This window comes from Thalassoroseus sp. (assembly GCF_984380535.1).
Genome location: NZ_CFHRBF010000038.1, coordinates 1 through 13462 on the forward strand (window position 1 = coordinate 1; position 13462 = coordinate 13462).

Annotated in this window: 12 protein-coding genes; 6 read left to right on the forward strand and 6 right to left on the reverse strand. The window is 53.5% G+C overall.

Going from position 1 to position 13462, the window contains the following annotated elements:
* Nucleotides 1-366 precede the first annotated feature (366 nt).
* Both AC5DDB_RS29575 and AC5DDB_RS29580 read left to right on the forward strand, forming a co-directional pair.
* On the forward strand, nucleotides 367-1326 hold the full coding sequence (locus AC5DDB_RS29575; protein ID WP_491743375.1) for a DUF4331 family protein: 960 nt from the start codon (nucleotides 367-369) through the stop codon (nucleotides 1324-1326).
* A gap of 103 nt (nucleotides 1327-1429) precedes the next feature.
* Nucleotides 1430-2755 carry a tetratricopeptide repeat protein gene (locus AC5DDB_RS29580; protein WP_491743376.1) on the forward strand — a complete coding sequence of 442 codons (1326 nt, stop codon included), beginning with the start codon at nucleotides 1430-1432 and terminating at the stop codon, nucleotides 2753-2755.
* Here the strand turns inward: AC5DDB_RS29580 and AC5DDB_RS29585 are convergent, their stop codons facing one another.
* The gene (locus tag AC5DDB_RS29585) at nucleotides 2756-3976 is read right to left on the reverse strand and encodes a glycosyltransferase family 4 protein (RefSeq protein ID WP_491743377.1); all 1221 of its coding nucleotides are present in this window, start codon (nucleotides 3974-3976) and stop codon (nucleotides 2756-2758) included.
* 35 nt (nucleotides 3977-4011) lie between these two features.
* Nucleotides 4012-4839 carry a hypothetical protein gene (locus tag AC5DDB_RS29590; RefSeq protein WP_491743378.1) on the reverse strand — a complete coding sequence of 276 codons (828 nt, stop codon included), beginning with the start codon at nucleotides 4837-4839 and terminating at the stop codon, nucleotides 4012-4014.
* Nucleotides 4840-5456: 617 nt separating this feature from the next.
* Between AC5DDB_RS29590 and coaE the strand changes: the two genes are divergently transcribed.
* The 4 genes from coaE (at nucleotide 5457) to nusB (ending at nucleotide 8953) form a co-directional block, all read left to right on the forward strand.
* Nucleotides 5457-6155 (forward strand): dephospho-CoA kinase, encoded by a 699-nt coding sequence (gene coaE, locus AC5DDB_RS29595; protein WP_491743379.1) that lies wholly within the window; start codon nucleotides 5457-5459, stop codon nucleotides 6153-6155.
* A gap of 174 nt (nucleotides 6156-6329) precedes the next feature.
* Entirely contained in the window at nucleotides 6330-7766 is a 1437-nt protein-coding gene (gene rho / locus AC5DDB_RS29600) for a transcription termination factor Rho (RefSeq protein WP_491743380.1), read from the forward strand.
* A 100-nt stretch (nucleotides 7767-7866) separates the two neighbouring features.
* A complete protein-coding gene (gene ribH / locus AC5DDB_RS29605; RefSeq protein WP_491743381.1) occupies nucleotides 7867-8337 on the forward strand; it encodes a 6,7-dimethyl-8-ribityllumazine synthase in 471 nt (156 codons plus the stop codon).
* A 202-nt stretch (nucleotides 8338-8539) separates the two neighbouring features.
* Nucleotides 8540-8953 (forward strand): transcription antitermination factor NusB, encoded by a 414-nt coding sequence (nusB, locus tag AC5DDB_RS29610; RefSeq protein ID WP_491743382.1) that lies wholly within the window; start codon nucleotides 8540-8542, stop codon nucleotides 8951-8953.
* A 12-nt stretch (nucleotides 8954-8965) separates the two neighbouring features.
* Here the strand turns inward: nusB and AC5DDB_RS29615 are convergent, their stop codons facing one another.
* The 4 genes from AC5DDB_RS29615 to AC5DDB_RS29630 all read right to left on the reverse strand — a co-directional run.
* Nucleotides 8966-10486 carry a cytochrome P450 gene (locus tag AC5DDB_RS29615; RefSeq protein ID WP_491743383.1) on the reverse strand — a complete coding sequence of 507 codons (1521 nt, stop codon included), beginning with the start codon at nucleotides 10484-10486 and terminating at the stop codon, nucleotides 8966-8968.
* A 156-nt stretch (nucleotides 10487-10642) separates the two neighbouring features.
* Nucleotides 10643-11653: a 2-hydroxyacid dehydrogenase gene (locus AC5DDB_RS29620; RefSeq protein ID WP_491743384.1), complete on the reverse strand. Its 1011-nt coding sequence runs from the start codon at nucleotides 11651-11653 to the stop codon at nucleotides 10643-10645.
* Entirely contained in the window at nucleotides 11650-12603 is a 954-nt protein-coding gene (locus AC5DDB_RS29625) for a hypothetical protein (RefSeq protein ID WP_491743385.1), read from the reverse strand. The genes AC5DDB_RS29620 and AC5DDB_RS29625 overlap by 4 nt, the downstream gene beginning before the upstream one ends.
* A gap of 92 nt (nucleotides 12604-12695) precedes the next feature.
* Nucleotides 12696-13462 (reverse strand): putative collagen-binding domain-containing protein (locus tag AC5DDB_RS29630; protein ID WP_491743386.1); only part of this gene is annotated, 767 nt, incomplete at its 5' end.

Below are 13462 nucleotides of genomic sequence, written 5' to 3' on the forward strand. Positions count from 1 at the left end.
TAGCCGTAGGGGAACCTGCGGCTGGATCACCTCCTTTCTAAGGATGATCGCTGGTGCTTTTTCCAACCTCACGGTTGGAGAGGCAACAACGCCAGCTCATAACCTCAGTGAGTGCAAACTCACACGTGGGATAATCCCACAAACGCAATAGTCCACTCAGATTCTCACACGCAACTATCAACCTTGTTTATACACCAAAGCCGCCGGAAGCTCACAAGAACTTCCGGCGGCTTCTTTGCGTATCTGTCGTCCTCTCTAGCTCCCACTTTTGGAGCTACACCTAGGTCGGTTGCGTTCAGACTGATGCATCTGTATAACGCTACAGTGGCTTTTGCGCATCTTACGTAACTTGTCAGGGAGACTCAGATGAGAATGTGGAAATTCGCAGCTGCGTTGAGTGCTTGCCTCAGCACAACGGTTGTCTTGCAAGCCGCTGACCACTTGGACTCCCCATCGGTGGCAGCCGATGGTCGATTGGACGTCAACGATCTCTACGCCTTTCAGTCTCCCGAGAATGCATCGAATACTGTCATCATTGTTACTGTGAACCCTCGAGCGGGGGTTCTTCCCAACAGTCCGGGAACTTTCAATTCACGCGGTATCTACAATATTCACGTCGACAATGATGGTGACGCGCGAGAAGATGTGAGCTTTAAGCTTTACTTTAGTCGGGCTCGTGGAAATCGCCCTCAACGCGTGATCATGTTGAGAGAAAACAACCGCGTCGCTGCCAGCGGGTCGACAGGTCGAACACTTAGCGTGCGAGGTGGAGGCAAGCTGGCGACCGGGATATTCGATGATCCCTTCTTTTTCGATTCAGAAGTGCTTCAAGGCATGCCTGACATGATGGATAACTTCGCGGGATTCAATATTTCCGCAATCGTCTTGGAAGTCCCGAGTAGTTCATTGGGCGGTCCGAACATCGGAATTTGGGCGACGACCAGCGATCGACGCGGCCAATTCGACCGGGTCGGCAGACCGGCCATCAACACGGTGCTCATTCCGACGGGTCGTAAAAACGAATTCAACCGGGCTGATCCTGTCGATGATTTTGCTGATTTCGGTGCTGATGTGCAGGCCAGCATCGAGGGACTCAATGGTGGCGACACACCAACTGCCATTGCTCAAACAGCCATATTGCTCCCGGATATTCTTACTTTCGATACATCGAGTGCAATGGGTTTCCTAAACGGCCGGCGCTTGGAGGACGACGTCATCGATGCGGAATTGCAACTGCTCACAGGCGACCCAATGGCCACGGACGACATCGATGCGAACGACGCAGCGTTCTCGAACACATTCCCCTATTTGGCGGCACCCAACTAGGGAAGGTTAACACTGCAAATTCGAAGGCGGTCTTCCGGTATCCATCTGAGCTGGAAGGCCGTCGTTGCCATGGCATTCCCGAACTCAATCAATGGCGGGTCGCATGAAGTCTACAACGGCTTATTGGGTTTTTGCATGGGGTTGTTTCCTCAGCATGACGACCAACCGATTGCCTGCGGAGGAAGCTCAAGACGAGTCGGCAGCCAAAGGGAACGCGGAATCGTTTCTTAATGAAGATGGATTGATTCCTGTCGACAAAGCGATTGCATCCTTCGAAAAACGGCTCGCTGCGAGTCCGAAGAACGCGTCGCTTCAGCGTTTGCTTGGTCAGCTTTACTTGCGGAAAGCCAAGGAGCAGGGTGACCACCTAGCATATCAACAGGCTGAGCAAGTTTTCCGTCTCGCCTTGGACAACGATCCCGACGATCTCATCGCCAGGACATATTTGGCCGTCGCGTTGCAGGCTCAGCATCAGTTTGAGCGTGCGCTAGAATTCGCAACGACGGTATTTGAGAAGTCGCCCACCAATAGCCTGGCGCTCGCGGCAATCGGCGACTGTCAGCTGGAACTTGGCCGGTATCAGGCGGCGGAAAAAACAATCGAGAAGCTCGCCGAACTTGCTCAGGGTCCAGCGATTCTGGCCAGACGTGCGCGGCTGGCGGAGTTGCATGGTCGGCAGGAACTGGCGACCAAATTACTGACCGATGGTCTTCGGGACATTCAAGATGCGGGGGGGCTTCCAAGTCTAGAAGCTTGGTTTGAATGGCGTCTCGGTCAGCTTGCATTTGATTCTGGTCGGTTATCGCGTGCGAACCGTCATTTCCGTAACGCGATTGCCATCGATTCATCGAATGCCCCGGCGATTGTCGGACTCGCACGAGTTTCTGCAGCCGAAGGCCAGCACGGAGATGCCATCGCCACCCTTTACGGAGCTGTCGAGGAGTTCGGCGAGCCTCCGATGATGGCGATGCTCGGAGACATCTACACGAAACTCGGCGACACCGAAGAGGCTACGCACTGGTACGAGCAAGCCGAGAAGGCGATGGAAGAAGAAGCCGTCCACGCGGCTGCCGCTCATTACCGCGAAGTTGCAATGTTCTACGCTGACCACAACATGAAGCCCAAACGTGCCTTAGAGCTGGCTAAGAAGGATTTCTCGCTTCGACAAGACATCTATGGGCATGACATGCTCGCCTGGACTCTTTACCGAAACAATCAATACCAGGAGGCTGCCAAATCAATCAAAGAAGCGATGAAACTGGGAACGCAAGATGCCCAGATTTATTTTCATGCTTCGTTGATCTACGATGCCATCGGACAACCGGAGGTCGCTCGAAAAATGCTGGCGAAGGCAGTCGATATCAATCCTCATTTCTCGATACTGCATTCAGATACCCTTGAGAAAGCGGCTAACTCATCTGCAGAGTAGTCATCGGCCAGCGGTTTCTGTTTTCAATCTCGTTAGTGGGGATGGCGTCGAGTTTTTGTCCGTGGGACTGATGACACCCTCATAGATTTCAAGCAGTTGGTCGTAGTTATTTTCCTCGGTATAGCGTTCTTCGTATTCGGTACGGGCCGCTTGACGCATTGTGAACATATTAACGTTTGTCCACAACTCGCGGAGTCGTTCTGCAAAGCTATCCGGATCACCGGGAATGAAGTGCAGGCCAGTGCGTCCGTGATCAACAAGGTCGACCATCGCTCCACAACGAGACGCCACGACAGGCGTCCCCTTCGCAAAGGCTTCAATCATTGAGAGACCGAAGGGTTCCAACCACACTGAAGGAAACACCAGACATCGGGCGGAACCAATCAGGTCTAGCACGTCGTCGTGCGTGCGTTGACCGAGCCATTCTATCGAGGGATCCATCTCTGCTGCGTGTTGAACGTCTGCTGCGAGTGGACCATCACCGATGATTTTCAGCGGTATCCGTCCTTCGAGACGCTTCCATGTTTCGAGTAGGGTCGAAATCCCCTTCTCCGGTGACAGTCGGCCGACATAAATTGCATATTCACCGTCTCCGGATCCAATTCCCGGATCACGGCTAACGAAATTTGGTTTGACGACGATTTTATCTGCCGGAATTCCCCCTTGGATAAAAAGGTCACGCCCCGAGTCGGTCAAAGCAATATAGCGATCCACCTGATTCCGCCATGTTCCCAACGCCCATCGTGTAGCCAGCATTGCAGCGGTGACGGCTGACGCGGATCGACTGTCGCGATAACAGCGGTGAGCGACGGCTGGCCAGAACGTCCGTGTTGTCAGACACTTCTGACAGATCTCACCATCCCGAACCATTTGGGCTTTTGGGCAAAGTAGCCGATAGTTATGCAGCGTCTGCACAACGGGCACTTCCTCCGCTTTGGCCGCTGCATACGCGGATGGCGAGATGAGAGGAAAAATATTTGTGCAATGCATGACATCCGGGCGTTCCTCTCGAATCAGAGATCGCAGTTCCCGGTAACTCTCCCGGTTGGAGAATGTCTTCTTCGCGAGCGCTATGCGATTCAATTTCTCGACGTCATTGTTATGCCGAGTGTACCGAACCACCTGATGACCACGAGATTCCATCAGTGCGCCTTCGGCGGCAAACACTTGATCTTCACCGCCGGGCAATTGGTAGAAATTGTGGCATTGCAGAATCTTCATCGACGGTTTCCTCTGTTCGTCGGCTCAGCCACGGATTAAATGCCCTCGATCGACACGCAAGGTTGGTTGGTTTGGCAAGTTCGAAGTCGTTGTCGAATCGAACTCCAGATTTGTCGCCACTGCGAGAACTGACGTCGAAGTCGCCGATTGACGACCCGCGGCGAATCTTCCTCTGTAACCAGAAACCTTCCCCATCGAAAGTTGCTGTGATTCAAATTGACCAGTTGGCTGCGGTCAGCCAGACAGCATCTTGCACCGATCGCCAGGGCCATCTGTTCCCACTCAGCGTCCCACACATTTGAACCGACCGGGAACGCGAACATGGGTCGTGTAATGGCAAATTCTGACGCCAAGTAATCCCGGCTCATTACGAGACCTTCGTAGTCGTCAATTGGTCGCGGCTGTCGGATACTCTCCACACTCGCTTGGATGCCAAAGTCGAACAATCCCGTGAGCGTCAAACGGTGCCAGTATTCGCGTTGTCGTCTCGTTTGGTCTTGAATCTGGGCTGCAGTCTGAAAAACGGTGGTGGGCACTTCCAGTGTGCTCAGGGCCGCGAGCAATGGAGAATCCGCCTGGGCGTCGCGCGCATCAATCGTGAGGACCAACGTTCCGCCTGACGTCTCCTGTCCGCTGTTGCTGACGGCAGCGTCAAGTGACCGAAACTGAAAACCTGTTGCCTGAAGTCCCTTTACCTGCTCCGCGAGCAATCTCGCCGCCCGCTCCGGTTCTACGTCTTCGGCTTTCGACTTTCCCCGGAAAGTGAGGACTGCAAAGGGCGGCTGCAGCGCTGCTCTCGATGAGTTTCGTCGTTGAACGGAAGGCATCGCAAATGACGAGCGACCGGCCTTAGGAAAAGGCATCTCGTGGAAACGATTGGACATAAGCGGAGGGAATTTTTGAGGAGAGGTTTTGTGGTGGCGAGGAAACATACCTCCGCGACGAACGATGTCAAATAGAAACCAACTGTCGTCACCGAGATATCCCAAGTTTTCCGAACCGTGTTTATCCGATCCGTCAGAATGAGCATTTTCACGATTCACGAATGGGTTTGGTGTGTATATTATTCAGGCCAGTAAAACCATGCGCCAGGAACCGATTCCGACCTTGAGAAAATGAAATGAAGACTCCCATTTGTCGTTGACAGTCTGAATTGAATACGGCAACATGGAATCGCGGTCGTCGGGCCGTCTCCAACAACACTCGACCGAATCCATGACTTAATTCGCAAACAAACACTGTTTCTTTTTGTGTTCGGTTCACTCCAAATCAGTTCCAGAACGAATTCCCCCATCACTGCACCCGATTATCTTCGCCATACTCATCAGCGGAACGGAATCTCTCAGAATCGCACAACGGAGCGTGCGCTCGGCTGACTGTCTTCCAGTGACGTATTTGTCTTGACTAATCAATCTGGCCATCCAGCCTATATTGGCTGTGGCCTTTGTCGTCCTATTTACTACTTTGTGAGTTCTCTGCGGTGAATGCCACATTGAAACGGCAGCTTCCTCTTATTGGAATTGTCGGCGGCATCGGTTCGGGAAAGTCTTCCGTCGCAAGACGCTTGGCAGAACGATTCCCGGTTCGCGTTCTTGACGCGGACCGTGCAGGCCACTCCGCGTTGCTCGAAGACGCCGTAAAATCGCAGGTTCGCAAGGAGTTTGGAGACGACGTTTTCACCGAAACCGGTGAGGTCGATCGCAAGACATTGGGGCGGAAAGTCTTTGGAGATACGCCAGAGTGTTGGCAGCAACGTGTTCAACTCGAACGCATCGTTCATCCGCGAATCCGAGAAATCTTGTTGGATCAAATGGAGACGATTCAAGCGACGGACCCGACTGTCCAAGCGATTTTGTTGGATGCACCGATCTTATTCGAAGCTGGTTGGCATGAAATCTGTGATGCGGTCGTCTATATCCACGTCCCTCATGAAGTCCGCCTACAGAGATTGCAGGAAGGCCGGGGTTGGAGTGCCGACGAATTGGCTCGGCGAGAAGCCAGCCAAATGCCACTCGCCGAAAAGCAACAACGCTCTGATTGGACCATTGATAACACGACCGACCTCGAAGAGACCACGCAACAATTCGCGAAATTTTGGGATTCGCGTTACTCGATACCACTTCGATCGTCTCTTGTCGAAGACATGGTTTTTGAGGAAACGGGTCCCCATGCGGACTGACGAGACAACACGAAACCTAACCGATGTTTGAACTTCTTAAACTGACGAACTCCCAGCCTGAGACTCTCATCCACTAGCCATTAACTTCCTTCGTTCTGAGCCGCTTGTGCACGCAGTTCACACGACGTGAATTTCGTTGTCACTCATCGGCTTCTGAAACCAAGGCCATTCATCATGCCAAAATCTTCCAAACCATCCTCGGAATCGACAGAAACGTCAACGAGCACCGCAATCAAGGACGCTCCGTTGAGTTCTGTCCGCCGTTCCTCCCGTCAAAACTCCCGCTCAAGTTCCTCGTCGTCTGAGGGAAGTCGCGAGAAAAAAGAGCCAGCGGACCTCAAGCAAACCGACATCCACATTGCCGAACTGCAGCGGATGACGATGAAGGAGTTGCTGGACTTAGCCCGTAGTGAAGGGTTGAGCGAGTACACAGGTCTGAAGAAACAAGACCTCATCTTCAAGATTCTCAAAGAACAAACGAAGATGAACGGCTTGATGTTCGGCGAAGGCACGTTAGAAATCCTTCCCGACGGCTTCGGCTTCCTTCGCAGTCCGGATTACCACTATCTGCCTTGCCCGGACGACATCTACGTTTCGCCCAGCCAGATTCGGCGGTTCGGTTTGCGAACCGGGGCAACGGTCGCCGGTCAGATTCGTCCACCGAAAGAGAACGAACGCTACTTCGCGTTGTTGCGTGTCGAAGCGATCAACGGGGAAGACCCGAATATTCTTTCTGATAAAGTCTTCTTCGACGACCTCACACCGCTTCACCCGGAAACGCGACTGCGGTTGTCGACCGACGCCGATATGCTCAGCACTCGTGCTGTCGATATCGTCGCGCCGATCGGGATGGGACAACGAGGGCTGATCGTTTCTCCGCCGCGAGCCGGGAAGACGATTCTTCTGCAACAGTTGGCCCAAGCGACGCTGAAGAATCATCCCGATGCCTACGTGATTATGCTGCTGATCGACGAGCGGCCGGAAGAAGTCACCGAGATGGAACGGCATGTCAAAGGCCGTAACAGCGAAGTGATTTCCAGTACGTTCGACGAACCACCGAGTCGGCATATTCAGGTGTCGGAAATGGTCATCGAGAAAGCGAAACGCATGGTGGAATATGGCCACGATGTGATCATCTTCCTCGATTCGATCACCCGATTGGCCCGGGCCTGGAACACCGAGGTCCCGCACTCCGGCAAAATTCTAACCGGTGGTGTCGATGCCAATGCGTTGCAACATCCAAAACGCTTCTTCGGGGCGGCCCGGAACGTCGAAGAAGGTGGCAGTCTGACGATCATTGCCACAGCACTCGTCGACACCGGCAGTAAAATGGACGAGGTGATCTTTGAAGAATTCAAAGGGACCGGGAATACCGAATTGCACCTCGATCGTCGACTCGTCGAGAAACGTGTGTGGCCGGCGATCGACGTCAACAAGTCCGGTACACGTCGCGAGGAATTGTTGATGGACGAAGAAGAACTCCGCCGCGTGTGGATTCTGCGTCGCGTCCTCAACGATATGAACCCGGTCGAAGCGATGGAATTACTCACCAACCGCATGCGTCGGACGAAAACCAACGAAGAGTTCCTGCTCAGCATGAACCTTGGCTAAAATCAGTTATGGAAGTGTGTCGCATCGGGATTCGTTGTCTCGATCGTGGCACACGCTGTTGCTAGACGGTTCAGCGGAAGTCAGAAACGAGGACACGAAGTTGGCTACGACGATTGAAGGTGAGTTGTTGGCGGGTGAGGGTGCGTACGCGGTTGTTGTCTCGCGATTCAATAGCTTGGTGACGGATCGATTACTTGAAGCTGCACTGGATACCTTGCGACGACACGGTTCCGAAAGTGATCGTGTCACGGTGGTGCGGGTTCCCGGAGCGTTCGAAATCCCGGTGGTCGCCGACCGTTTGGCGAAAAGCGGGAAATATGTCGCTGTGATTTGCTTGGGTGCTGTGATCCAGGGGCAAACGACCCATCACGAGTACATCAATCAACAGTTGGCCGCCGGTTTGATGCGGACAAGTCATGAGACAGGACTGCCTGTTTCCTTTGGTGTGCTGACTTGTCAGACGATGGAACAAGCAATGGACCGTGCCGGCGGAAAAGCTGGTAATAAAGGCGTGGAAGCAACTTTGGCCGCGATCGAAACAGTCAATGTGCTGCGAAAACTCGAGGCGTAGCCCCTCCGATGCTTCTTCACGATTTGACACATTCCTAACATGTATTCAAAATTGACCGCATGAAACCGTCTTGGCGGGGCGGTTGGCATGGTTAGGATTGTATTGGTGCCCCCACGATGCGTTCGTGCGGGGATTCTGTGTTCCGAATGAAATCTGGTGGCGGCTCAGCCGACTCAATTGTTCAAGGTGTCTGGAAGGAATCATGGCTCGTCGAAGTAAAGCCCGCGAAGTGGCGATGCAAATGCTGTATCAGATGGATGTCAATGCCGACATCGATCCGAGAACGGTTCGTTCGCAGATCGCCGAAGAGATCGACAAAGACGATCTCCGCGAATTCGCTTGGCAACTGTTTGCCGGGGTGATGGAATGCCGTTCAGAGATCGATACGCGGTTGGAACAAGTCGCCGAAAACTGGAGTTTGGCACGGATGGCGATTACCGATCGCAACGCCCTTCGAATCGGTGCGTTCGAGATTCTGCATAGCGACACGCCATTTCAAGTCGCCATCGACGAGGCAATCGAGTTAGCTCGTAAGTTTGGTTCGGCTCAATCGCCGCAGTTCGTCAATGGATTGCTCGATAAGCTGGTCACGGCCGATCGGAAGACGAAAGCGTAGAGTTCTCGCAACTTAGCAGGTCGGCAAGTCGACCATATCGCGGACATTTCCGACGACCGTGCCGACACCGCCGGTGTAGTTGTCACCGACTCGTTCAAGTCGCATTAGCATGCCTTGCTTCGGAATGATCACGATCGTGCCTTGCCGATTGATTTCCCGTTCGGGCACGTACTCGAGCCGGAACTTTTGTAGCAGATGCGATAGCACGATTTTGATCTCCTGCATCGCAAAACCGGCCCCGATACAAATCCGTTGGCCTGCGCTAAATGGATTGTATTCGTAACCCGTGTAATGATTCTCCGCAAAGCGGTCGGGATGAAAACGCTCCGGCTCGGTGAAGATTTCTGGCATATGGTGGGTATGGTAAATACTTCCCATAACTTCCGTGCCAGCAGGCAGTTCGAACCCGCCAAGTTCCGCATCTTGAGCCAAGACACGACCGTTCCACGGCACGGGAGTTATCACCCGCATGCTTTCTTTGATCACGCGGTCTAGCAGCGGTAGTCGCTCGAAATCGATCGGACGAGCCGTCTCACCTTTGAGTTCACTCTGCAGTTCCTCGACGAGGTCGGCATAAATCTCCGGGTGTTGCGAGAGCAAGAAACACGTCCAAGTCAGGGCATTGGCACTTGTTTCGTGCCCAGCCGCAAATAGCACATTGACGTGGCCGATGAGTTCGTCTTCGGTCAATGCGGCCCCGTCGGTCTCATCGCGAGCTTTGAGCAGCATCGATAATACGTCATCTGCTTTTTCCGGCTCGGCACGTCTCCGGGCGATGACACCTTGGGCACGACGATATGCCACATCGGAGACTTCGAGGAGTTTTCGGTACGGCAGTCCTGGCAGATCATAGGGAAGCAATCGAACCAGCGGGTTACTGACTAACGCCAACCCAGTCTGCACACCCGCGGTCAGCTCGGTTCCGCCGTCCTCAAGGCTCTCTCCGAACAAACACACGCTGGCGATTTCCCGTGCCAGTTCGCGCATTTCGACGGCAATGTCGAACATCTGCCCACAACGCCAGTTCGCTGTCATTCGTTCGGTGACATCAACCATTGCGTCCGCGTATGTGGCAACCCGGCTGGGGATAAATGCCGGGGCCATCATCTTTCGTTGACGCCGATGGTCATCGCCGTTGACCCCAAATAAACCAGACGCGAACACTCGTAACGATGCTTTGCGTTCTGATTCATCGTTGTGCGGGTGAAGCACACCGCTGAGGTGAAATTTGTGATAGGTATCGTGCTTGGTCGCGACTTCTTTGAGAAGTTCCGGCCCGCGTACCAAGATCGACCCCGGGCAGTTCTTGCCCCACGGCGTGAACAATCGTGTTCCCCCACCGTGGGCAATCGTGGCCAGCGGGCCGTACTCGGCGAACAGTTGGTTCCCGAGCGCGACTGAGTCCTGACTAAAACGCGACATCGCTTTGAGACGCCCCCAACGCGTTCGTACACGTGGACCGGGAATCTCAGTTGGCAGTCGATTGCGACGTGTTTTGATCGGTACAGAAGTCGGCTTGGTTACAGACGCCATAGTATGGAGGTTCAATTCACCTAAAATGCGGAGAGCGTTCTTCTTGTTTAACCTCTCACAATAGGCGACGGCAAGCGTTTGTTTGGCAGCCGAAGGTGACAACTCAGCAAAAAGTTGACATTCCATCGACGAATCACGGGGGTTCGAAGTTTCCGATTAGCGTCCAGAAATCTTTGCTGCGGAAACCTCATTCGAACATTCTTGCCCGTCTGCCACCTCTTTCAGATTCGCTAATGTCGTCCCGGCGATTTGATGAAGAGCTTCCTGCGTAAAGAAAGCTTGATGCCCGGTAATCAGAACGTTCGGGAATGTTAACAACCGAGCGAAAACGTCGTCGCGGATGACCGAGTTCGAAAGATCCTCGAAGAACAGATCGCCTTCTTCTTCGTACACATCGATTCCTAATGAACCGACTTGCCCCGACTTCAAACCGTCGATGACGGCGGGCGTCTCAACGATGCCACCGCGACTTGTGTTGATCAACATTACGCCCGGTTTCATTTGACGAATTGCATCGGCATTGATGAGGTGATGAGTTTGTGGCGTGAGTGGGCAATGCAGCGTAATCACATCAGCCTGAGAATAGATTTCTTCAAGCGAAACATATTCTACGCCCACATCTCGGCAATCGGGATTCTCTCGGATATCGAATCCAAGGAGCTTGCAGCCGAAGCCGTTCAAAATTCGTGCCACGACAGCCCCGATGATTCCGGTACCGACGATTCCGACCGTTTTGCCGTGCAAATCGAATCCAAGTAACCCGTCGAGCGCAAAATTCCCTTCACGAACCCGGTTAAATGCCCGGTGAATTTGCCGATCGAGGGTGAGCATCAGACCGACCGCATGTTCCGCCACCGCATGGGGCGAGTAGGCCGGAACTCGCACGACCGTCTGTCCGAGTCGTTCGGCTGCGTTGAGATCGACATTGTTGTACCCCGCACATCGAAGCGCAATCGCCTTCACACCTTCTTCCGCCAGAATCTCAAGCACTTCGGTGTCAGCCTGATCGTTGACGAACAAGCAGGCTGCGTCGAAGCCCTTTGCCAGCGGAGCAGTCAGCGGCGTTAGGCGAGGCTCGAAAAACGTAAGTTCGTGATCAAACTGCTCGTTGGCTTGGTCGAAGAATTGCCGGTCATACGGTTTGGTGCTGAAGACAGCGATTTTCATTCGGCGTTCGCTTTCTGTTCGGCTTCTTCGGCCGACTCAATTTGCTCGGCGAGACGGGCGCGTTGGCGATCGATGGATTGGCGGAACCGATCAAGCGATTCCGCCGGGAAGTTGCCATTCTCAGCACGTTCTTCGAAACGCTCCACCATTTCGTCAAGTCGTTCGAGTTGGCGTTTGAGAATTTCGACTCGACCTCGAACAAAGGGAATTCGTCGCATCGGAGGAGGAACAAAACCCGCACCCGCATACTGCTGATAAATCTTTGCCGCTTCCGGATGATTCTTCTGTAACTCCTCGACGGTCTTCGCAGTGTAGGTCTTTGGTTCCCGAACGGTGTTTCCGTTCTCATCGACAACAGACTCCGTCACTTTGACGGTAATGTCTTGACCGTTCGCGTCGGAAATCTCAATTTCCTTGTCGTCGATCTCAACCGAAATCGTACGATTCCCATTGACCATCTTCATATTAATGCGGATGTTCTTCGCTCTCGGATTCAGGCCTCCGTTGATTCGCATTCGTCCGCCGAATTGCGGCCCTATGACTGCTGGCGCGGGTGGAGGAGCGTCGAGCGTCTTCTGGGCGAGACTTGCGAGGAACTCCCGAGGGCTGTTCGACAATCGTTTTAAAGCCGACTTCGCAGCGGTTCGCGTTTGTGCGTCTTCCGAATGCAACATGCTTTTCAACACGTTGATACATCGCAGCGGAAGCTCTCGATCTTCCGAATCGGCCGCATCAGCCACCGCATCGGCGGCATCTGCTCCGGCTCGGACGAGCTTCTCCGCTGCGGCTTTGCGGGTACTAAAGTCGTTCGCGGAAAGTTCGGTAACCCATTCTTCCACCATATTCCCACGGAGTTTCTCCGCCGAAGCTGGAGGAAAACCCAACGCTGAAGGCGTCCAGTGCAATGGGATCACGGCAACGAGAACAACACCGATGCTTAACCAATTCATCGAGACTCTCCGCTGGAATTCGAATCCTTCTCGATGATTGTTCATGTTTCGCGGTCGACAGGCAAGGCTGAACCGCGACAAGAAGGCAACGATCAATCTTTCCGTGTAACTACCGCAAGCCAGTCTTGATCAGTCTCACTCGGGGGTTGCCCGAGTGAACGAGTTCCATCAGCTGAGATTTGGGTGATTGTTCCTGTTGTCAGTTCGCCTCCCGTTCGCGGATTAAACCATTGCACTTGGAACATCCCCAATTGCCCTTCTAGATTGAGTACCGCTTCTTCGCCGTTCGGTCGGTAGATGAGATAAATCTTCCCCGGCTTCGCGAAACAGTACGCCGAATTATCGTGCTGGAGATTGCCGACGAGTTCGTCGTGATTGTTCATCTCCGAGAACGGAATCGATTCGTTCCGGAAGAACTCCAAAGCAATTCGGCAATAGTCCCAGCTCTGATCGCGACTCCGCCAGTCTTCGGCGAGCAAATCGTTCTCAGGGAACTGATAGCCGAAGTAATACTCCACCCCCGCACCACCTCCAAGAAGCGTGCCCCATAACGTCTGATGACGGACTTCATGTTGGGTGTAAATGTACTTGCCGGTGCGATCCTTCCCATCGAATCCTTGATAGCCTAAATCAGGGGCTTGTCCATGTGCCGCTGAACCGGATTCGTCAAATGCGACAACCCACGGTCGTCCGGCCTCCTGTGACTTCTTCACCCATTTCACGGTCTGCCAATGGGTATCCTTGATATGACTGTTCTGCAGCGAACAACCACTGAGCACGGAACCATCCCCGAGTAATGGCTCGTAGACTTTGTCTTGTTGATCGGGATAACTGTGGACGACGATCAAATGGTTGTAAG